General features: G+C 72.8%; 20 protein-coding genes. 10 read left to right on the top strand and 10 right to left on the bottom strand.

Features of this window, described 5'->3' with window-relative positions; all coding sequences use genetic code 11:
- Positions 1-36: 36 nt before the first annotated feature.
- The 5 genes from ACQP2Y_RS30570 to ACQP2Y_RS30550 form a co-directional block, all read right to left on the bottom strand.
- On the bottom strand, positions 37-747 hold the full coding sequence (locus ACQP2Y_RS30570) for a hypothetical protein (RefSeq protein WP_433718629.1): 711 nt from the start codon (positions 745-747) through the stop codon (positions 37-39).
- Positions 744-3,389 (bottom strand): FtsK/SpoIIIE domain-containing protein, encoded by a 2,646-nt coding sequence (locus ACQP2Y_RS30565; RefSeq protein WP_433718627.1) that lies wholly within the window; start codon positions 3,387-3,389, stop codon positions 744-746. Before ACQP2Y_RS30565 ends, ACQP2Y_RS30570 begins: the two co-directional genes overlap by 4 nt.
- Positions 3,382-4,284, bottom strand: a complete 903-nt coding sequence (locus ACQP2Y_RS30560) for a hypothetical protein (protein WP_433718625.1) — start codon at positions 4,282-4,284, stop codon at positions 3,382-3,384. The genes ACQP2Y_RS30565 and ACQP2Y_RS30560 overlap by 8 nt, the downstream gene beginning before the upstream one ends.
- 4 nt (positions 4,285-4,288) lie before the next feature.
- Positions 4,289-4,549 (bottom strand): hypothetical protein, encoded by a 261-nt coding sequence (locus tag ACQP2Y_RS30555; RefSeq protein WP_023364464.1) that lies wholly within the window; start codon positions 4,547-4,549, stop codon positions 4,289-4,291.
- A 152-nt stretch (positions 4,550-4,701) separates the two neighbouring features.
- Positions 4,702-5,076 (bottom strand): hypothetical protein, encoded by a 375-nt coding sequence (locus ACQP2Y_RS30550; protein WP_433718623.1) that lies wholly within the window; start codon positions 5,074-5,076, stop codon positions 4,702-4,704.
- Between the two features lie 108 nt (positions 5,077-5,184).
- Here ACQP2Y_RS30550 and ACQP2Y_RS30545 point away from each other — a divergent pair, with 108 nt between their 5' ends.
- Positions 5,185-7,782 (top strand): ATP-dependent Clp protease ATP-binding subunit, encoded by a 2,598-nt coding sequence (locus tag ACQP2Y_RS30545; protein ID WP_433718622.1) that lies wholly within the window; start codon positions 5,185-5,187, stop codon positions 7,780-7,782.
- A 48-nt stretch (positions 7,783-7,830) separates the two neighbouring features.
- On the opposite strand, the gene ACQP2Y_RS30540 is transcribed toward ACQP2Y_RS30545, so the two are convergent.
- Together ACQP2Y_RS30540 and ACQP2Y_RS30535 are read right to left on the bottom strand one after the other, a co-directional pair.
- Positions 7,831-8,811 (bottom strand): LysR family transcriptional regulator, encoded by a 981-nt coding sequence (locus tag ACQP2Y_RS30540; protein WP_433718621.1) that lies wholly within the window; start codon positions 8,809-8,811, stop codon positions 7,831-7,833.
- Between the two features lie 179 nt (positions 8,812-8,990).
- Positions 8,991-9,596 carry a hemerythrin domain-containing protein gene (locus ACQP2Y_RS30535; RefSeq protein ID WP_360826488.1) on the bottom strand — a complete coding sequence of 202 codons (606 nt, stop codon included), beginning with the start codon at positions 9,594-9,596 and terminating at the stop codon, positions 8,991-8,993.
- A gap of 98 nt (positions 9,597-9,694) precedes the next feature.
- Between ACQP2Y_RS30535 and ACQP2Y_RS30530 the strand changes: the two genes are divergently transcribed.
- Positions 9,695-11,005, top strand: a complete 1,311-nt coding sequence (locus ACQP2Y_RS30530; protein WP_433718620.1) for a M20/M25/M40 family metallo-hydrolase — start codon at positions 9,695-9,697, stop codon at positions 11,003-11,005.
- 19 nt (positions 11,006-11,024) lie between these two features.
- Positions 11,025-11,690 (top strand): hypothetical protein, encoded by a 666-nt coding sequence (locus ACQP2Y_RS30525; protein ID WP_433718618.1) that lies wholly within the window; start codon positions 11,025-11,027, stop codon positions 11,688-11,690.
- Positions 11,691-11,751: 61 nt separating this feature from the next.
- Here ACQP2Y_RS30525 and ACQP2Y_RS30520 read toward each other — a convergent pair whose 3' ends face one another.
- Both ACQP2Y_RS30520 and ACQP2Y_RS30515 read right to left on the bottom strand, forming a co-directional pair.
- Entirely contained in the window at positions 11,752-11,943 is a 192-nt protein-coding gene (locus tag ACQP2Y_RS30520) for a DUF5703 family protein (protein ID WP_203771494.1), read from the bottom strand.
- Between the two features lie 5 nt (positions 11,944-11,948).
- Positions 11,949-12,965 carry an aldo/keto reductase gene (locus tag ACQP2Y_RS30515; RefSeq protein ID WP_212994108.1) on the bottom strand — a complete coding sequence of 339 codons (1,017 nt, stop codon included), beginning with the start codon at positions 12,963-12,965 and terminating at the stop codon, positions 11,949-11,951.
- A gap of 166 nt (positions 12,966-13,131) precedes the next feature.
- On the opposite strand from ACQP2Y_RS30515, the gene ACQP2Y_RS30510 reads away from it, so the two are divergent.
- From ACQP2Y_RS30510 to ACQP2Y_RS30485, 6 genes are all read left to right on the top strand, one after another.
- Positions 13,132-14,184, top strand: coding sequence for an LLM class F420-dependent oxidoreductase (locus ACQP2Y_RS30510; RefSeq protein ID WP_433718616.1), 1,053 nt, complete (start codon positions 13,132-13,134; stop codon positions 14,182-14,184).
- 2 nt (positions 14,185-14,186) lie between these two features.
- On the top strand, positions 14,187-14,876 hold the full coding sequence (locus tag ACQP2Y_RS30505) for a histidine phosphatase family protein (protein WP_433718613.1): 690 nt from the start codon (positions 14,187-14,189) through the stop codon (positions 14,874-14,876).
- Positions 14,877-14,985: 109 nt separating this feature from the next.
- On the top strand, positions 14,986-15,585 hold the full coding sequence (locus ACQP2Y_RS30500) for a DUF3090 domain-containing protein (RefSeq protein WP_433718612.1): 600 nt from the start codon (positions 14,986-14,988) through the stop codon (positions 15,583-15,585).
- Between the two features lie 62 nt (positions 15,586-15,647).
- On the top strand, positions 15,648-16,397 hold the full coding sequence (locus ACQP2Y_RS30495; RefSeq protein WP_433732135.1) for an SCO1664 family protein: 750 nt from the start codon (positions 15,648-15,650) through the stop codon (positions 16,395-16,397).
- Between the two features lie 55 nt (positions 16,398-16,452).
- Positions 16,453-17,691: a cysteine--1-D-myo-inosityl 2-amino-2-deoxy-alpha-D-glucopyranoside ligase gene (gene mshC, locus ACQP2Y_RS30490; RefSeq protein WP_433718611.1), complete on the top strand. Its 1,239-nt coding sequence runs from the start codon at positions 16,453-16,455 to the stop codon at positions 17,689-17,691.
- Between the two features lie 205 nt (positions 17,692-17,896).
- Complete coding sequence (locus ACQP2Y_RS30485; RefSeq protein ID WP_433718609.1) at positions 17,897-18,235, top strand: hypothetical protein; 339 nt, start codon at positions 17,897-17,899, stop codon at positions 18,233-18,235.
- Here ACQP2Y_RS30485 and ACQP2Y_RS30480 read toward each other — a convergent pair.
- On the bottom strand, positions 18,232-19,980 hold the full coding sequence (locus tag ACQP2Y_RS30480) for an MOSC domain-containing protein (RefSeq protein ID WP_433732133.1): 1,749 nt from the start codon (positions 19,978-19,980) through the stop codon (positions 18,232-18,234). The genes ACQP2Y_RS30485 and ACQP2Y_RS30480 overlap by 4 nt on opposite strands.
- Positions 19,981-20,043: 63 nt before the next feature.
- On the opposite strand from ACQP2Y_RS30480, the gene ACQP2Y_RS30475 reads away from it, so the two are divergent.
- Positions 20,044-20,796: a class I SAM-dependent methyltransferase gene (locus ACQP2Y_RS30475; protein ID WP_433718607.1), complete on the top strand. Its 753-nt coding sequence runs from the start codon at positions 20,044-20,046 to the stop codon at positions 20,794-20,796.
- Positions 20,797-20,801 lie beyond the last annotated feature (5 nt).

Genomic DNA, 20,801 nt, shown 5'->3' with positions numbered 1-20,801 from the left:
GCTCGCGCCGCGCCCGGGCCCGGCTGTCTCGCGCGCTCAGGCGGCGGTGCTGCCCCTGGCCAGGGCCAGCACCAGCCCGGCGGCGATCAAGCTGGCGATGAGCACGGTCGCCACCGCCGACGCGTCCAGCTGCACGGTCCGCCGGTCGGCGACCCGCTTGGCCGTGACGACCGCGAGGATCGGCCCCAGCAACGCGACGACCAGCGCCACCACCGGCAGCCCGGCCGCCCAGTCACCCCCGGCCTCCCGGCCCGCCCACCGCAACGTCGACCACGCCGCCACCCCGATGGCGCCGCCCAGCGCCCCCAGCACGACATAGAGCAACGAAGCCCCGCTCCCGGGCTTGCGCGGCGCGGGCTTCCAGGCCGCAGTGGCCTCGGCCTCCTGCAAGTAGTCCTCAGCGTCCCGGTCACGCTGGTGCGGCACGGCCGACTGCGGGGCATGCGCGCCGAAACGCTCGGCCACCCGCCCGGCCCTGTGGGCGAACTCGGCCCACAGCACCGCCGAGCGCGCGTCCACCTCTTCCCGCGCGCGCTGGGCCGCCCGCCACGCCGTCTGGGTCTCCCGGATGCGCTGGTCGGCGGCCCGGACGGCGTTGTCGGCCTCGATCGCGCGACTGTCGTGCCAGGCGCGCGCCTCGGCCCGGTGCGCGGCAGCCTCGTTGTCCAGGTTGGTCAACTTCCGTACGACACTGCGGTAGTCCGGCGTGCGCCGCTCCACCGTGCCCTCGTTCTCCGGCGCGGTCATGACGGCCCGTACGGGATGATCACTTCGGCGCCGCGGTGCACCGAACGGTCGAAGTGCAGCGCCCGCCAGGGCCGCGGATACCAGTTCGGCGAGCCGTGCCCCGGGTAGTACGGCGACAGCTCACTGCCGTGCACGTCCAGCGCCACCCACGCTCCCACCGTGTCGGTCCTGGTCCCCTGCCCGCCGAGGGTGTCGCGCAGCAGTGCCGCCCCGCGCCACCAGCCGATCACGTGGATGCGGCGTTCCGGGCCCTGCCGCATGATCCGGCGCAGCATCTCGTTGCTGCCGCCGGGCGCCGCGTCGACCGCGTACAGCAGCAGGAACCACGGCTTGTCGGCGGCCGAGCCGAACTCGGCCCGCTCGGCCGCCAGCTCCAGCAGGCTGTCCACGTTGTCGTTGTCGAAGTAGCCCGTCTCCACCGGCAGGTGCGGCTTCAGCGCCTCGACCGCCACCGCCGCGTCGGTGTCCAGGCACGCCACCGAGAACTGCGCCGCCCCGGGCGTGAACTGGGCCGCGAGCGAGCGGGCAGCAGTGCCCAGCACCGCGCAGGCCTCGTCGACCCGGGTGCCCAGCACCGCGATGGTCCGGCCCGGCGCGCGGCGCAGCACCGTCTGCGCGGAGCGCGACTCGACATCGATGGTCTCGCCGAGCAGCACCACCGGCGCGGCGACCGTGGCCGCCGGGGTGAACCGGCGGAACTCGGGGCTGTCCTCCAGCCGGGGGATGGCGTCACCGTCGAACAGCCGCGGCGCGGGCAGCTCCGCCGGCCGGTGCCGCCACAGCCGGTGCTGCAGCTCGCTCCAGCGTTCCCGGTTGCCCGCGTCCGGCACCCGGACCACCCGGTTGGCCTCGACCGCGCCCGAGTCGGCGTTGACGACCGCGTGGTAGCGCGGCAGCGCGTCGGCGGCCTGGTTGGTCTCGGCCAGCACCCGCCGGGCCCGGGGCAGTGCGATCCGCAGCGAGAACTGCGCGACCAGCGCGGGCCGGCCCCACAGCGCCTCGATGCCGGACACGTCCTGGCTGGCCAGCACCAGGTGGATGCCCTGGGAGCGGCCGCGCCGGGCCAGGTCCTCCAGCAGGTCGACCGCCTCGGCGGCCACCGCGTCGCGGCCGGACAGCAGCACCTGGAACTCGTCGACCACGGCCACGATCCGCGGCCAGGAGCCCTTCGGGTCCTCGGCGCGCAGCTCGGCCAGGTTGGTCACCTCGTGCCGCTTGGCCGCGTCCGCCCGGCTGCGCAGCTCGGCGCCGAGGAAGCGCAGCAGGGCCAGGCCGAACTCGCGGTCGGTGTTGACGTTGACCCCGACCAGCCGGACGTGCGGCAGCCAGCTCGGGTCGCGCCGGCCCGGGGCGAACCGGGCGAAGGACACGCCCTCCTTGAAATCGAGCAGGTAGAAGGCCAGCTCGGCGGGGGAGTAGCGGGCGGCGAGCGCGCCCATCCAGGCGTAGATCAGGTTGGTCTTGCCGGTGCCGGACGGCCCGGCGATCAGGGCGTGCGGCGGATAGTCGCTCAGGGTCACGTGCACCGGGGCGCCCTGCGGGCTGTCGCCCAGCGGCGCGGTCAGCGCGCGGGCCGAGCTCTGCTGCCACTCGTGCTCGGGCAGCAGGCTGTCCAGCGCGACCGGGGCCGGGCCGGCGGCGACCTCGTCGGCGATCTCCCGGCAGGTGCGGGTCACCACGGACGCCGACGGGCCCGCGTCGAGCCGTACCGGAAGATCACCGCAGCCGCTGAGGCGCCCGGCGTCGCCTTCGGCCGCCGTGACGACCTCGATCCCGGCGGCGGGCCGCACCGGGAAACCCCGCATGATCAGGTGTACGCCGCAAGCAGCCCCCGTGCGCAGCAGCCGGTCGAGCTGGCCCCGTTCGTGCCGCGACAGCTCGTCGGCGCGCCCGGCGCCCAGCAGGATCGCCACCCGCCACGGCTCGGGCCGCCGGCCGGTGGCCGAGGCCAGCTCCCGCAGCGACGAGTGCTCACCGGCCAGCACGGTCTCGTTGATCCGCCGGACGTGGTCGACGAGCTCGTCCAGCAGCGCCGGGAGCCCGCCGGGGCCGACGAAGCTCAGCACCCCGGCCGGGGCCAGCGGGGCGAAGCCGGCCAGGCCGCCACCGAGCTGCTCGGGGTCGTACCCGGTGAGCCGGACCCGGCCCGCCTGCACGCTGCCCAGGGCCCGCAGCAGCAGGCTCGCCACGACGTCGTCACCGATGCGCTCGTCGCCCTCGACCACCACGTGCCCGTGATCGAGCAGCGGCACCAGCGCCGGCACGTCCCCCTCGTACGGCAGCAGCAACCGGCCCACCCGCAGCTCCGGCGCCGGAACCTGGGTGCCGGCCGGCGTCGGGCGCCACTGGTCCCAGGGCAGCCCGGCAGCTCCGGGCGCGGCCAGCAGAGCCGTCTCGGCGGCGGCCCCGGCCAGCGCGGCGAGGTCCCGTTCGTGCTGTTCGTCGATCTCCCGCAGCCGCTTGTCGCGTTCACCGGCGAGCCGGATCCGCCGCTCACGGGCGGCGGCGACAACCCGGGCCCGCCGGGTCACGGCCGCCTCGTACGCGCTCTGCGCCGCTTCGAGGGCGTCGTCGGCCGCGCCGAGGGCGTGGGACAGCGCGGCGCGGACCTCGACGACCTGCTGAGCCTTGGTGTCAGGCATCGACGCCGCGGGGTCGCAACGGCTCGGGTGCGCCCGGGTCGAGCGTCGCCGGATCGCGGCCCAGGCGGGCCAGCAGCACCCCGGTCAGCACGCTGGCGGTGACCGCCGAGTCGGCCGGGTGGGCCGGGGCCTGCTCGGGTGGCTTCGTCCGGCAGATGCGGGCCAGCAGGGTGTCCAGCACCGCGGGCGGGGTGCCGGGCAGCAGAGACTTGACCCGGCCACCGGCGGCGCCGCGCAGCCGCTGCAGATCGTCGGGCCCGGGCTCGTGACCCAGCAGGTCACCGGCGAGGCGCTGCAGCACCGGCGGGGTGACCGCGGACAGGCCCAGCCCGGTGGCCGCGTTGACCCCGTGCAGGTCCCGGCCGAGTCGCGCGCGGTCACCCGAGCGCACCCCGGCGGCGACCTTGCGCAGCAGCTCGGCCGTGTTCTGCGGGCGTTCGGGCGTGTTGCTCTCCTGCGCCGGGGGCGGTGCCTCGCCGGTCAGCTTCTCGACGCGCTCACGCCACCAGGGGCCGAGCTTCTCCGGCGGGGGCTGCTGATCCTGCTGCTCGGGTGGCCCAGCCGGCTCGTCCTTCTTGTCCTTCTTCTTCTGCTCCTCCAGACCGGCTTTCCAGTCGCGGTCCGGTGGCGCGCTCGCATCGGCGGACAGGCCCAGCGCGGCCAGATAGGCCGCGATCGCGTCCTGGGCCAGGCGCAGGGCGGCCGCGGCGTGCTCGGCGTGCTCGGTGGCATTGCCCAGCTGCGGTACGCCGATCGGGTCGATGGAGGTCTGGCGGACCCAGTTCAGCAGCTCGGTGGCGCTGCGCAGCCGCTCCATCGCCACCGTGACCAGGCCGGTGGGCAGTTCGTCGGACGTGGCGCGGAGCTGGGCGCCGAGTTCCTGCAGCAGCGACATCGCGTTACAGCGTCGCCGTGTAGGTCTGCGCCTGCTCGACCGCGAGCAGCGTGGCGCCGAGGCATTCCTCGAGCTGCTGGTCGGCCTGCGACAGGGAGGCGTGCGCCGCACCGACCGCGTCGTTGGCGCTGCCGTCGAGGGCCGCGGCCAGGCTCTGCTGCGCCTCGCCGAGCTTCTCGCGGGCCGCCTGGATCGCCGCCTGACCCTCCGTGACCTGTTGGAGTGCGGCATCCACAGCCGCTCTGACCTCGGCGACGCTGGCCACTCGTGCAGCCTCCTGCGATATCGACACGGCGGTAAAGACCCAGAATAGTCGTCCACGATGGGGCGGTCGTGCCCGCACGCCCCTTTCGCGAATTCATGCTCGCACGCCCACCGGCGCCGCGGCAGCCGGGTCCCACCCGTCGCCGGGGGAGTTCACCGGGGGACGGCGGACGGTCCGCGTACCTCCGCGCCCAGCGCGGTCACCCGCTCCCGCAGCCCCCGGTCGGCCGTCACCACGACGGTCCGCCGGCCGGCGCCCTCGGCGGCGACCACCGCCACGATCGTGTCGTCCCCGGAGCCGGACGCGCGCACGACCCGGACCCCGTCGACCGCCGGTACGTCCCGGGCGCGGCCCTCCACGACCAGCACCACGTCGACCGGTCCTGGAAGATCCGGGAGCCCCGCGGCGTTGAGACCCACGAGGCCGTCGCGCAGTTTGGCGGTGGCCCCCGCGCGGTCCCGCCACCAACCGTCCGGCTTGGAGCCGAGCACGTTGGCGGCGTCGACGACCAGCAGCGGGACGCTCATGTAAGGAGCGTCTCACACCGGAATCAAACGCTCGTTCAGGGCGCTGTGCAGCACGGGCCGGCGGCGACCTCGCCGCTCCCGACCAGCAGTATCAGGAGAGAAGAGATTATGAGCATCGGACCCCTGGGGCCGGGTGGCCCCGGTGAATGGGACGACCTGTTCGCCCGCTTCCTCGGGGCGGCCGAGCCACGACGGTCCGCGCAGCGGATCGACATCACCAGATTCATGAGCGCGGACGCGCGTGAGGTCCTGTCCGTCGCCGCCCGCCGCGCCGCCGAGGTGGCGCCGGCCGGCATCGGCCTCGCCGACCTCGACACCGAGCACCTGCTCTGGGCGCTGCTCCAGCAGGAGCCGCAGCAGGCCCTGGTCCGCCGGGCCGGCGCCGACCCCGCCGCGCTGCTCGCCGAGCTCGGTTGCGCCACCCGCGCACCGGGCGGCCAGCTGCCCGACCGGATCGCCCTGACCCCCGCCGCCAAGCGCGCGCTGCTGGACAGCCTGCAGCTCTCGCGGGCCGTGGGCGCCTCCTATGTGGGTCCCGAGCACATCCTGATGGCGCTCGGCCTCAACCCGGACTCCACGGCGGGCCGCCTGCTCGCCGCGCGGATCGACCCGCGCACCTTGCAGCAGGCCGAGCCGCAGCCGGGCCGGGGTGGTGCCGGTGGCCGCGGTGGTGAGCCCGGCGGCACAGGCAGCACCCCCACCCTCGAGCAGTACGGCGTGGACCTGACCGAGCTGGCCCGGCGCGGCGAGATCGACCCGGTCATCGGCCGGGCCGACGAGATCGAGCAGGCCGTCGAGATCCTGTCGCGGCGTACCAAGAACAACCCGGTGCTGATCGGCGAGGCCGGCGTCGGCAAGACCGCCGTCGTCGAGGGCCTGGCCCAGCGCATCGTGGACGGTGACGTGCCGCAGACCCTCGCGGGCAAGCGCGTCATCCAGCTCGACCTGGCCGGACTGGTGGCGGGCACCCGCTACCGCGGCGACTTCGAGGAGCGGCTCAGCAAGGTCATCGACGAGATCCAGGAGAGCGGCGACGGCCTGGTCGTCTTCCTCGACGAGATCCACACCCTGGTCGGCGCCGGTGGCGGCGGCGGCGAGGGTGGCGGCATGGACGCCAGCAACATGCTCAAGCCCGCCCTGGCCCGTGGCCGGCTGCGGGTGGTCGGCGCGACGACGCTGGACGAGTACCGCAGGCACATCGAGAAGGACGCCGCCCTGGCCCGGCGCTTCCAGCCGGTCCTGATCGGTGAGCCCAGCGTCGAGGACACCGTGGCGATCCTGCGCGGGCTGCGCGACAACTACGAGGCTCACCACCAGGTGCGGATCACCGACGAGGCGCTCGACGCCGCGGCGGAGCTGTCCGACCGCTACATCACCGACCGGTTCCTGCCGGACAAGGCGATCGACCTGATCGACCAGGCCGGTGCCCGGGTGCGGCTGCGGGTCAAGACCCCCGCGGCGGACGTGCGCGAGCAGGAGCGGCGCCTCGAGCAGCTCACCCGCGACCGCGACCAGGCGGTCGCCGCGGAGAACTACGAAAAGGCCTCCGCGCTGCGCGATGAGATCAACACCATCAAACAGCAGATCGAGGGTACGGACGCCACGGGCTCAAATGACGATTCTGCCTCGGTTTTCCGCCGCGGGGCCGGCTCAGCCGTGCCGCAGGTGACGTCGGAGGACATCGCCGAGGTCGTGTCCCGGGCCACCGGCATCCCGGTCGCGCAGCTCACCGAGGAGGAGCGCGAGCGGCTGCTGCGCCTCGAGACGCACCTGCACGAGCACGTGATCGGTCAGGACGAGGCGGTCTCCGCCGTCGCCGAGGCGGTCCGGCGTTCCCGGGCCGGGCTGGGTGACCCGGACCGGCCGGTGGGCAGCTTCCTGTTCCTCGGCCCGACCGGTGTCGGCAAGACCGAGCTGGCGCGCACCCTCGCGGACGCGCTGTTCGGCGACGCCGAGCGGATGGTCCGCTTCGACATGAGCGAGTTCCAGGAGCGGCACACCGTGTCCCGGCTCGTCGGTGCGCCTCCCGGCTACGTCGGCTACGACGAGGCCGGCCAGCTGACCGAGGCTGTGCGGCGCCGGCCGTACTCGGTGGTGCTGCTGGACGAGATCGAGAAGGCGCACCCGGACGTGTTCAACATCCTGTTGCAGGTGCTGGACGACGGGCGGCTGACCGACAGCCAGGGCCGGACGGTGAGCTTCAAGAACACCGTACTGATCATGACGAGCAACATCGGCTCGGACATCATCAGCGGCACGAAGCGCACGCTCGGCTTCGGTATCGGCGACGACGGCTCGGCCGTCGACGACGGCCTGCGGGAGAAGCTGGACCGGCGGCTGCGTGAGCAGTTCCGGCCGGAGTTCATCAACCGGATCGACGACATCATCGTCTTCCGGCAGCTGGAGACCGAGCAGCTGCGGCAGATCACCGAGATGCTGCTGGAGGAGACCCGGCGGCGCCTGCACGCGCAGGACGTCGCACTGGACATCACCCCGGCGGCGATCGACTGGCTGGCCGAGCGGGGCTTCCAGCGCGAGTACGGTGCCCGGCCGCTGCGCCGCACGATCCAGCGCGAGCTGGACAACCGGCTCTCGCGGCTGCTGCTCAGCGCCGACCTGGCGCCCGGGCAGACGGTACGGGTCGACGTGGCCGAGGGTCAGCTGACCTTCGACGTGCAGTCGCCCGCACCGGCGGCCACCGCCTGACAAGTGCAACCGAACGCCCCGGTTCTCCTCGGAGAGCCGGGGCGTTTCTCATGCCGCCGCGAGGTGCGCCCCGCCGAGCTGTGGATAGTCCTCCAGCCACTCGATGTAGAGCGGGTTGCGGGCCACGACCTCGTTGTAGGTCTCCGCGGCCATGGTCATCAGCCGGGGCGCGACCCGGGCGGCGGTGCTGTCCGGGTGCCAGCCGAGCACCTGCCGCCAGCGCAGCGGCGCGCCCTGCAGCGGACGGTGGGTGAGCCCGGCCGGGGGCCGGAACGTCGGCTGGCACAGGGCCAGCGCCAGCCCGGACTCCACCATGTCCACGCAGCCGCGGATGTCGGTCTCCAGCATCCGCCGCGGGGTGAAACCCGAGCGGGCGCAGCAGGCCGCGAAGCAGTCGGCGAAGCAGCCGTCGCCGGTGCCGGCCACCCACTGCTCCTCGGCCAGCTCGGCGAGGTCGACGTCGACGCCCTTGGCCCCCGGGTGGTCCTCGGGCATGAGCACGCACACGGCGTCGACCGCGATGGTCTGCCACACCAGGCCGTAGTCGGCCGACGGGATGGCGTCACCGCAGACGCCCACCTGGGCGTAGTCGAGCTTGCCGGCCAGCACCATGCCGCAGAGCTCGTCCACGTAGTACGACGCGTGGGTGCTGATCTGGGCATCGGGCTGGGCCTCGGACAGCCGGTGCACCATGCCGCCGATGACCGGTCCACCGATGCCGCCGATCCGGTACCGGGTCATCACGTTCTCGTCCGCGCCGGACCCGGCCAGCCGGGCGGCCTCGTCCTGCAGGCCCTTCATCGCGGGCAGCAGCACCCGGGCCCGGGAGAGGACGAGTTCACCGAGGGCGGTCGGGCGGGCACCGCGCCGGTCACGTTCGAAGAGCGGCCCACCCAGGGTCCGCTCGATGCGTTGCAGCTGGGCGGTCAGCGCCGGCTGGGCGAGTCCCAGCAGCGATGCCGCCTTCGTCACGCTGCCCGTCTCCGCGATGGCACAGACCACCTTGAGATGCCGCAGCTCCAGGTTCATAGCGTGACGGTAGGACGTTCGCGGGATATCGGCTAGACCTTCGGCCAGCCAAAGATCCTCCACTTGTGACAAATAGGTTAACCAAAAGGACAGAACCAGCTAACCCGTACGCTGTTACCGGCACGTAACGTGAGTTTGCTTTCACTATCCGTGAATTTACCGTCCACTTTGTGCTTTGTTCAGAGATCCCGCGGGTACGTCGTCCGCCGGCTCATCATGTCGCGCACCTTGTCCACCACGGCCACCGCCGGATCGACCACCTTGTTCCACGGCGGCGTCGCCGGAGTGCCCGGGTGCGGACGCGTCGGCGCCGCCTCCTCGGCCAGCTCGACCCGGTTGCCGAGCCGGATCAGGTCCTCCACCGGAGCCATCTGCAGCAGCAGCGGCAGCAGCTCGCCCGCCGCGGCGTCGGCGTGCCGGGTGAGCCGCCGGCAGACATCGGCGGCGCGATCGGGCCGGTTCTCGTCGTCGGCCGCCTCCAGCAGTCGCAGCGCCTCCAGCAGAGCCCGGTCCTCGGCGATCTCCCGGTCCACGAGCGCGTAGCCGTCCGGCACGGTCGACTTGATCGCCGGGTAGAGGTACTGCTCCTCCGCGGACAGGTGCCGCGACAGCTCCGCGCTGATCACCTGGGCCACCGTGCGGCGGCGCGCTGAGTCCGTACCCTCGCCGGTCAGCTCCTCGCAGAGCGCGAGCAGCTCGCGATGCTCGCGGTTGATGAGGTCGACGACGTTGGGTCCGGTCGTCTCACCGCCCACGGGCGGCAGCGGAGGCAGCTGAACAGACACTGTGCTTCCTTTCGGCGGAGCCCGGCGGGTCGGGCCCGTCTTACCCGTACCTGATCTCCCGCCAAACGCGCCCGGCGGTGAGCTGGTAAGAAGAGCGGATGGAACCAGTCCCCGCCGCCGACGAGGTCGTCGACATCTGCCGCGACCTGCTCCGGATCGACACCAGCAACACCGGCGATCCGCGCACCACCGTCGGCGAACGTGTCGCCGCCGAGTACGCCGCGGCCAAGCTCAGCGACGTCGGCATCGAGGTCGAGCTGCACGAGTCCGCACCCCGGCGGGCCAACCTGGTCGCCCGTATCCCGGGCGCCGACCGCAGCCGCGGCGCTCTGCTCGTGCACGGCCACCTCGACGTCGTCCCGGCCGACGCCAGCGAATGGTCGGTGCCGCCGTTCTCCGGCGAGGAGAAGGACGGCTACCTGTGGGGCCGCGGCGCGATCGACATGAAGGACTTCGACGCGATGACCCTCGCCGTGGTCCGCGGCTGGCAGCGCACCGGCTACGTCCCGCCCCGCGACATCGTCCTGGCCTACACGGCCGACGAGGAGGCGGGCATGGAGTACGGCTCGCAGTTCCTCGTCCGTGAGCACGCCGACCTGTTCGAAGGCTGCACCGAGGCGATCGGCGAGGTCGGCGGCTTCTCGTACACGATCAACGACGACCTGCGCCTCTACCTGGTCGAGACCGCCGAGAAGGGCATCGACTGGCTGCGGCTGCACGCCAAGGGTCGGCCCGGGCACGGCTCCTTCGTGCACGACGACAACGCCGTCACCGCGCTCGCCGAGGCCGTCGCGGCGGTCGGCCGGCACAAGTTCCCGATGGTCGTGACACCGACCGTGCGGTCCTTCCTCGAGCAGGTCTCCGAAGCGCTGGGCGTGGAGCTCGACCCGGACGAGCCCGAGCTGGCCATCGCCAAACTCGGCCCGATCGCCAACCTGATCGGCGCGACCGTGCGCAACACCGCCAACCCGACCCGGCTCCAAGCCGGCTACAAGGACAACGTGATCCCCGGCAAGGCGTCGGCGACCATCGACTGCCGTACCCTGCCGGGCCAGGCCGAGATCTTCCTCGAGCAGCTGCGCGGGGTGATCGGCCCGGACATCGAGATCGAGCACATCTCCCAGCAGGGAGCCCTGGAGACCGGCTTCGACGGCGCGCTCGTCGAGGCCATGGGGGCCGCGCTGCGCGCCGAGGACCCGGGTGCACGCACGGTGCCGTACATGCTCTCCGGCGGCACGGACGCCAAGGCGTTCAGCACGCTGGGCATCCGCTGCTTCGGCTTCGCACCCCTGAAGCTGCCGGCCGACCTGAACTTCTCCGCGCTCTTCCACGGCGTCGACGAACGGGTTCCGGTGGAAGGACTACAGTTCGGCGTGCGTGTGCTCGACCGACTGCTGCAGGCGAGCTGATGAAAGGACTTTTCACACCATGACCGACCAGCACGCGGATCTGGACGCCGCTCTCGAGCGCGTCGTCGAGGCCGCGAAAGCCCACCTGGCGGCAGTCAAGGCCGCCCAGGGGCGGGTGGATGACGACGATGTGTGGCAGGCGTACGTCAACCTCAACAACACGTCCTTCGCGTACGACGAGCAGCTGCTCGAGGCGTTCGGCGAGGTCACACCGTGGGACGTCGAGTCGATCGACCCGGACGAGGCCGACCAGCGCTTCGGCACGGTCGCCGGCCTCGACGGCAGCGGCTCCGACCCGCACCCCCGGGTGATCTCGGTGCGCCAGCGCCGCGACTACCGGGTGCCCAGCGTCTCGGCGCTGCTGCGGGTGGCCGACGCGGCCCGCCGCAACCTGGTGCCGGCCGACGAGGAGGCCGGCGAGGTCGAATCGGTCGGCGAAGCGGTCCTGGAACTCCTCCAGGCCGGCGACGGCTCGCTGTCGTCGCTCGACGTGCCGGAGCTGGAGCCGCTCGACGGCCTGCTCACGGTGAGCGAGGTCACGGAGCCCCTCGACCTCGAGGCCTTCGAGGACGAGGACGGCGCCGGACCGTTCGCCCCTTTGGACGGCGACCAGCTAGTCGGCCGCCTCGACGAACACCCCTTCACCGAAGACGAAGAGGACGAACACGCCGGCCACAACCACTGAGTTGTGACAGGCCAACAGCCGCCCGCCTCCATGAGGCGGGCGGCTGCTTTTTTGACTTTGGCTAAGTGATCAGGCCCGGCTGGAGGTTGCTCTGGACCTTGCGGCGGAGCATCACCTGCCGGGTTCCGTCCCGGAAGAGCTGGACGCGGGCCAGCTCCCACCCCGAGAATTCCGCCTGGATCGCCAGCTGCGCCGCGGCGGTCAAGCGATCGACATTCGATGGCAACCGGAGCGGCGCGTACTCGTAGTCCATGCGTCCTAATATGCCCCGGCGCCCGGCATGTCACCAGTCCCCGGGCCGGTCAGGCCCTCTCTCTCGGGGTAGCCGACCGGCACCGCCGACACGTCGTCGAGGGCGTCGGCGATCTCGCCGGGCAGCACCAGTTCCTCGCTCTGCAGCGCGCCCTGCAACTGCCCGGCTGTACGCGCGCCCAGGATCGGCGCGACCACTCCCGGCCGGTCCCGGATCCACGCCAGCGCCACCTCCAGCGGCGACACGCCCAGACCGCCGGCCGCGATCACCACCGCCTCGACGATGCTGGAGCTGCGCGGCTCCAGGTACGTCTGCACGAACGGCGCCAGGTGCTCGGTGGCGGCCCGCGAGTCCAGCGGCCGGCCGTTGCGGTACTTGCCCGTCAGCACCCCGCGGCCCAGCGGCGACCACGGCAGCACCCCGATGCCCAGCGCCGCCGCGGCCGGCAGCACCTCGCGTTCGACGCCGCGTTCCAGCAGCGAATACTCCACCTGGGTGGCGACGATCGGGGCCCGGGTCGGGAACGCCTGCTGCCAGGCGGCGGCCCGCGCGGTCTGCCAGCCGGCGAAGTTGGACACGCCCACGTAGCGGACCCGGCCGCTGTTGACCGCGTGGTCGAGCGCCGACAGCGTCTCCTCCAGCGGCGTCTGCGGGTCGTAGCCGTGCACCTGCCACAGGTCCACGTAGTCGGTGCCGAGCCGGCGCAGCGACTGGTCCAGGCTGCGCAGCAGGTGGCCGCGGGAGCTGTCGCGGCGGCGGAAGCCGTACTCGCCGAGGCCGGCCTTGGTGGCGATCAGCACCTCGTCGCGGGGCACCAGGTGGTCGATCAGGGAGCCGATGACCGTCTCGGCGTCGCCGTCGCCGTACACGTCGGCGGTGTCGATCAGCGTGCCGCCCGCCTCCAGATAGAGCTTCAGCTGGTCGGCCGCGTCGTCGGGGTCGGTGTCCCGGCCCCACGTCATGGTGCCGAGGGCCAGCCGGGAGACCGCCAGCCCGCTTCGGCCGAGCGGTCGTTGTTGCATGGGTGAACCTTATTCAGCCGCGCCCGGCCGCGAAACGCTCGTGGCAGCTCAATAGGGCCGCGATCCGTCGGGTTGACGACCGAACACCGCGAAGATCACTGAGCGTGTTCGCCTAGGCTTCGTAGCGCGGAGCATCGGTGCTCTCGCGGAAGAAACGGGAGGACCCGTGCGGCTCGGACTCAGCCTCGGATACCAGACCTCGTGGACCACGCCCGCCGATCATCTCGCCATGGCCCAGGAGGCCGACCGGCTCGGCTACTCGGTGGTCTGGGCGGCCGAGGCGTACGGCTCGGACTCGCCCACCATGCTGGCCTGGATCGCCGGCCAGACGCAGTCGATCGACGTCGGCGCGGCCGTCATGCAGATCCCGGCGCGCAGCCCGGCGATGACCGCGATGACCGCCGCGACCATCGACACCCTCTCCGGCGGCCGGTTCCGCCTGGGCCTGGGCGTCTCCGGCCCGCAGGTCTCCGAGGGCTGGCACGGTGTGCGCTTCGGCAAGCCGCTGGGCCGCACCCGCGAGTACGTCGACATCGTCAAACTGGCGATCGCCCGCAAGCCGGTGGCCTACGACGGTGAGCACTACACGCTGCCGCTGCCCGGCGGCCCCGGCAAGGCGCTGCGGCTGGGCTTCCACCCGCCGCGCGAGCAGATCCCGATCTACCTGGCCGCGGTCGGCCCGAAAAATCTCGAGCTGGCCGGTGAGATCGCCGACGGCTGGCTGGCCATCTTCTTCGCGCCCGACGCCGCGGGGGAGTATCTCCAGCACGTCGAGCGCGGCCGGTCCAAGAGCGGCGCCGGCCTGACCGGCTTCGACGTGGCGCCCACCGTCCCGGTCGTGATCGGCGACGACATCGCCGCCGGCGCCGACCAGATCCGCCCGTACGCCGCGCTGTACGTCGGCGGCATGGGCAGCCGCGAGCAGAACTTCTACAACCAGCTCGCCGTCCGGATGGGCTACGCGGACGCGGCCAAGGAGGTCCAGGACCTCTACCTGGACCGCAAGCCGCGGGACGCGGCCGCCGCGATCCCGCAGGACTTCATCACCCGGACCTCGATGGTCGGGCCCAAGGCCCGGATCACCGAACGCATCCGGGAGTACGCCGCCGCCGGCGTCGGCACGCTCTCCATCAGCCCGTACGTGGGCGACCTGGAGAGCGGCATCGCCACGCTGCGCACCGTCGCGGAGGCGTACGAGGCGTCGGGCGTGGCCGAGTAGCCGTGGCCACCGTCCTGCTGCTCCGCCACGGGCGGACCACCGCCAACGCCACCGGTGAGCTTGCCGGCCGGCTGCCGGTCGAGCTCGACGAGGCCGGCCGGGGCCAGGCCCAGCGGGTCGGCGAGCGGCTGCGCAAGCTGCCGCTCGCCGCCGTGGTGACCAGCCCGCTGATCCGCTGCCGGCAGACCCTGGAGCTGGCCCTGCCGGACATCGTGCCGGAGGTCGACGAGGGCCTGATCGAGTGCGGCTACGGCGACTGGGAGGGCCGCCCGCTCAAGGAGCTCACCGGCGAGCCGCTCTGGCCGGTCGTCCAGCAGCACCCCAGCGCGGCCGTGTTCCCCAACGGCGAGGCGATGGCGGCCATGTCGGCCCGCGCGGTGGCCACCATCCGCCGCTGGGACGCTAAGGTCACCGCCACGCACGGCCCGGAGGCGCTGTGGCTGGCGTGCAGCCACGGCGATGTGATCAAGGCCATCGTGGCCGACGCGATGGGCCTGCACCTCGACGAGTTCCAGCGCCTGGTGGCCGATCCGGCGTCGGTGAGCGTGATCCGCTACACCCCGACCCGCCCGTTCCTGGTGCGGCTCAACGACACTGCGGACCTGTCGGCGCTGATCCCGCCGAAGCCCGCCGAGGGCGCGCTCCCGGAGTCCGACGCGGCCGTGGGCGGTGGCGCGGGCGGCGGCGCATGAGTACGGCCGGTAACCGGCGTGTTACCACAGCGTGCGTACGCGTTGCGCCCTCGGCGAACCCCGCCGGTGGGCGGAGCGCTCACGCACGCGGGCGGATAGGGTCGAACCCATGACCCACCAGGTGCATGCCTTCGAGCCGCCCGAGCGGTTCGTCGCCGGGACGGTGGGCGAGCCGGGGGACCGGACGTTCTTCCTCCAGGCCCGCGGTGGCGGCCGGGTGGTCAGCGTGGCGCTGGAGAAGGTCCAGGTGTCGCTGCTCGCCGAAAAGCTGGAGGAGCTGCTCACCGAGGCCAGCCGGCGGTTCGGCGTCGACCTGCCCGAGGCCCCCGTGCTCGCGATCAACGACAACGAGCCGCTGGACACCCCCGTCGACGAGGAGTTCCGCGTCGGCACGCTCGGCCTCGCCTTCGACGTCGACACCACCACCGTCGTCATCGAGGCGATCGAGGCCGGTGAGGGCGACGCGGAGGTCGAGCTCGGCGAGGACGACGAGGACGAGGACGACGACCCGATCGCCGACGACGAGGACGACGAGCCCGACGACGACCTCGACCGGCTGCGGGTCCGGCTGACCCCCGAGGCGACCCGCGCGTTCATCGACCGCGCCCGGCGCGTGGTCGCGGCGGGCCGCCCGCCGTGCCCGCTCTGCGGCCAGCCGCTGGACCCGGCCGGCCACCTCTGCCCCCGGCACAACGGCTATCACCGGTGACGACGGAGCCGGCCAGCGTGCTCGCGGAGGACGACGCCCTCGAGCTGCTCGCCCGCGGCGAGATGGAGCTCGAGGGCCGGCTCGTCGACGCCTCCAACACGACCCTGCGCGCCGAGATCACCCTCGACGGGCTGACCCGCCGCTGTGTCTACAAACCGGTGCAGGGCGAGCGCCCGCTCTGGGACTTCCCGGACGGCACGCTCGCCGGGCGTGAGGTGTCGGCGTTCCTGGTGTCGCAGGCCACCGGCTGGGGGCTGGTGCCGCCGACGATCCTGCGTGACGGACCGCTCGGCCCCGGCGCCTGCCAGCTCTGGATCGACGAGCCGGAGGACGCCGAGTCGCTGATCGGCTTCGTCCCGGCGTACGACGTGCCACCGGGCTGGTTCGCGGTCGCCTCGGCCCGCGACGAGGACGGCGACGCGTACGCGCTGGCCCACGCCGACGACCCGCGGCTGTCCCGCCTCGCGGTGCTGGACGCGGTGATCAACAACGCCGACCGCAAGGGCGGCCACGTGCTGTACGCCCCGGACGGCCGCATCCACGGCGTCGACCACGGCGTCTGCTTCCACGTGGAGAACAAACTCCGCACGGTGCTGTGGGGCTGGACGGGCAAGCCGATCCCGGCCGACTCCGTCGAGGTGCTGACCAAGCTGGGCGAGCAGCTCAACGGCGCGCTGGGCGCGGCCCTCGAGGAGCACCTGACCCTCACCGAGGTCCAGCACGCCCGGCTGCGCGTACGCCGGTTGTTGCGCGCGCCCCGCTTCCCGCGGCCGCCGCAGGACTGGCCGGCCGTGCCCTGGCCGCCGGTCTGAGGCTTTACTCACGCCGGGCGGATTTCTGTCGGTGGCGCTGGATAGGCTCCTGACCATGGACGCATGGACCGGGCACGAGGTGCCGAAGCTGCCGGGGACCGCGACGCCGCCGGCGCTGTACGACTCGGCCCGCCGGTCGGTGCAGCCCACCACCCCCGGCGACGCCGCGACGATGTACGTCTGCGGCATCACGCCCTACGACGCTACCCACCTCGGTCACGCGGCCACGATGATCACGTTCGACCTGGTCCAGCGGGCCTGGCGCGACGCCGGCCTCGACGTGCGTTACGTGCAGAACGTCACCGACATCGACGACCCGCTGCTGGAGCGGGCCGCCCGCGACGGCGAGGACTGGGTGGTCCTGGCCATGCGCGAGACGGCCCTGTTCCGCGAGGACATGGAGGCGTTGCGGATGATCCCGCCGGCGCACTACGTCGGCGCGGTCGAGTCCATCCCGGCGATCGCGGCGCACGTGCGCGAGCTGCTCGACTCCGGCGCGGCCTACCGCCTGGAGGACGGCACCGGCGACGTCTACTTCACGATCGAGGCGGCGCCGCACTTCGGCTACGAGTCCAACCTGTCCCGCGAGGAGATGCTGGTGCTCTCCGCCGAGCGTGGCGGCGACCCGGAACGCCCCGGCAAGCGCGACCCGCTCGACCCGCTGCTGTGGCGCGGCGCCCGCGACGGCGAGCCGGCCTGGGACGGCGGCGACCTCGGCCCCGGCCGCCCCGGCTGGCACATCGAGTGCGCCACCATCGCCCTCGGCCTGCTCGGCGAGACGATCGATGTCCAGGGCGGCGGCAACGACCTGCTCTACCCGCACCACGAATGCTCGGCCGCACACGCCGAGCGCCTCACCGGCACGGCACCGTTCGCCCGGCACTACGTGCACGCCGGCATGATCGGCCTGAACGGCGAGAAGATGTCGAAGTCCAAGGGCAACCTGGTCTTCGTCTCCCGCCTGCGCGCGGACGGCGTGGACCCGATGGCCGTCCGGGTGGGCCTGCTCGCCGATCATTACCGCACCGACCGCCAGTGGACCGACGACGTGCTCAAGGCAGGTCAGCAGCGCCTGGCCCGCTGGCGCGAGGCCGCGGCGGCCCAGGCCGGCCCGTCGGGCGAGGGCCTGCTGGCCGCGGTCCGCGAGGCCCTGCACAACGACCTCGACACGCCGGCGGCTCTGGCCCTGGTCGACGCCTGGTCCGAGGCAGCGGTGTCCGGCGCGGGCGACGACGCGCAGGCGCCGGCGCTGATGGCCCGGACAGTGGACGCCCTGCTCGGCATCCGCCTCTGAGCGCGACCGTGCGGGAGCTTGCCCTCTCCGTGGCGACCGCGGAACGGGTCTCCTCGGGGGTGACCATCTTCCTCGGTCGTCTCTACGGCCTTGCGCACACCGATGTGTTCGACCCACGGCAGGGCGTTGCCCTGAGGTGGCGTGAGCTGGGCGGTATGACGCAGTCCGGGGGCTGCTCGCGCACCTGCGGGCCGAGTTGCCCTCGTTGCGTGAGCGGGTCAGCGCGTCAGAGCTGCCCGGTTCCGGAGTGGCGGCCGCGGCACTGGACGCGATCGGGGCATTGACGGAAGACCCTGCGGGCCTTGCCCGGATCACCGGTCACGCGCTGCGGGTGGCGGCAGAGCTGGACCGAGCGTCCGTGCCCCCGCCGCGCGGGCATGAGACGTGGGCGGCGTTCGAGGCTCGGAGCCAGGCCGACATCGCCGGCTTCCGGGCGCGCGCGCCGGAGGAATTCTCCGCGGAGTTCCTGGACGAGCTGCGGACGGAAGCAGGGATGCAGTCGATGGCCTACCGAAACGGCATGAAGGCCCTGGGACAGTCCTAGAGATCGAGCACGACGGCCCCGCGCGGACGCGAGGAGCAGATCAGCACGTCCCCATCCGCCGGTGGATCGACCGGTTCGGTGGTGTAGGCGACCTCCCCCGCCAGCAGCCCCGTCTCGCAGGTGTGGCAAACCCCGGACCGGCAAGACCAGCGCACCGGCACATCGCAGGCCTCAGCAAGCTCCAACAGGCTGCCACGCCCATCGGCCCAGGGCACGGTCAGCCCGCTGCGCGCAAAAGACACCGCCGGTCCGTCCCCCTGCTCGCCCGCCGGAGGGTGCGGCGCCCGGGTAGCCACCGCGCTGATCCCGGGCGTGATCCCCGGCCCCGCCCCGAAGATCTCCGTGCTGACCCGGTCAGCCGCCACCCCCACCTCCACCAGTGCCGCAGTGACGTCGCTGAGGAACCCAGCCGGGCCGCACAGATACGCGTCGGCGTCCACCGGCACGCCCAGCGCACGAAGGGCGTCGAGCGACAACCGACCGGCACTGTCGTAGTCGCGGCCCACCTGATCCAGAGCGGCCCGGGGCCGGCTGTAAAAGACATGGGAGCGAGCGTGGGGGAGACCCGCCAGCAACCCGGCCGTCTCCGTCTCGAACGGCCTATCCCCGCCGTCACGGGCGGCCTGCAGCCACCACACCTCCCGCTCCGACCGCTGCGCCGCGAGCGCGTACAGCATGGCCAGCATCGGTGTCGCCCCCACGCCCCCGCTGATCAGCAGCACCGGCGTCGATGCTGGCCGCAGCACGAACGTCCCCCGCGGCGCGGCCACGTCGATCAGGTCACCGGGGTGGACGCGCGCATGCAGGTAGCCACTGGCCACGCCGTGCGGCTCCTGCTTGACGCTGATCCGGTAGTCGCTGCCGTCAGGAGGCCCGGACAGTGAATAGCTGCGGATCAGCGGCGGCTGCTCGTCGTCCGGTCGCAGCCGTACGGTCAGGAACTGCCCGGGCAGCGGGGCCGGGACCGGCTGCCCGTCCGGGTCCGCCAGCCGTACCGAAGCGATCGTGCTGCTCTCCGGCTCGACCGCCGTCACCCGCAGCGGCCGGAATCCGGCCCAGGCCGGCGGCGGCGCGACAGCGACGAGCCCGGCGTTGCCGGTCGTCGCCGCGGGCCGGCTCACCATCGCCCGGAACGAGCCCTGCCAGCCGGGGCTGAGCGCGGGAATCCGCAGCGCCCGCTCGATCCGGTCGGTGGGGTGGCCGGGCAGGTACAGCAGACCGTCCACTTCGGCCACGCTCATCCGTTCCGGGCCGTCGGTGACCTTGATGATCTCGTCGCCGGCCCGGATGTCGCCCTCCTGCAGGACCCGGAAGTAGAAGCCCGGCCGGTGGTGCTGCACGAGCAGCGCCGGCATCCGGGGGTCGTCGAGCCGGATCCCGACCCGGTAGCAGGTGACCCGCGGCTGGGTCACCTCGAACAGCGCCGTCCCGATCCGGTAGCGGTCACCGATGCACACCTCGTCGTCCGGCAGCCCCTCAACGGTCAGGTTCTCGCCGAACTGGCCGTAGCCGAAGTCGTCGCGGCCGAGCAACCGCTGCCAATACCGGTACGACTCCAGCTGGTACACAAAAACGGCCCGGTTCTCACCGCCGTGCCCACCGAGGTCGCCCTGCCCGTCGCCGTCGATGTTCAACCGGCGCACCGTGGCCGCGCCGCCGACCGGCTGTTTCCAGATGCCGGTGTGGACCGTCCGTCCCTGCCACAGCACGTCCTTGGGCAGACCGACGTTGACCGAGCGCAGCATCGCCACTCTGCCATCCTGCACCCGTCCCGTCCGGCAGGGAACAACGGCCGCGACAATGCCGCCATGACCTCAGCGAAGCGGGACGCCGAATATTTCGACCAGTGGTACGCCGACATGGCGGCCTCACCCACCCGCGACACCATCGTCGCCCGTGCCCTGGGGCTGCCACCCGAACTGCAGCTCGCCGGTGTCCTCCCGGGCCAGGCCGTCACCGAGCTGACCGAGGAACTACGCCTGCCTACGGATGGCCTGCTGCTCGACATCGCCTGCGGCCGTGGTGGCTACGGCATCGAGGTCTCCCACCGCACCGGCGCCCGCCTGATCGGGGTCGACTTCTCTGCCGAGGCGCTGAAGCAGGCGGCGTTGTTGAGCACCCGCCGTCTCCCCGCCGGCCGGGCCGAGTTCCGGCTCGGCACCCTGGTCGCGACCGGACTGCCCACGGGAGCGGCGGACGGGCTGATGTGCGTCGACGCCGTGCAGTTCGGCGATCCGCCGCTCGCCGCCCTGGCCGAGTTCCGCCGGCTCCTTGCACCCGGTGGCCGCCTGGCGCTGACCTGCTGGGAAGCCGCAGACCGGCAGGCCCCGCCGCGGATCCAGGCGGTCGACCTCCGGCGGGATCTGCCGGCGGCCGGTTTCGTCGACGTGCGGGTCCAGGAAAAGCGCGACTGGCGCGAGGCCGAGCGAATGTTGTGGCAGGAAGCGGTCGCGGCGGACGGCTCCGACCCGGCGGTACGGTCGCTGCAGGACGAGGGCCGCCGCTCGCTGGACACCTTCGCATCCCTGCGCCGCGTGTTCGCCACCGCCACCGCCCCGTGACCGGC

Source organism: Actinoplanes sp. CA-051413, assembly GCF_050955795.1.
In the GTDB taxonomy this organism is placed as follows: Bacteria; Actinomycetota; Actinomycetes; order Mycobacteriales; family Micromonosporaceae; genus Actinoplanes.
Note: the sequence above shows the minus strand (reverse complement) of the source record. Positions and strands in the feature narration are given on the sequence as shown.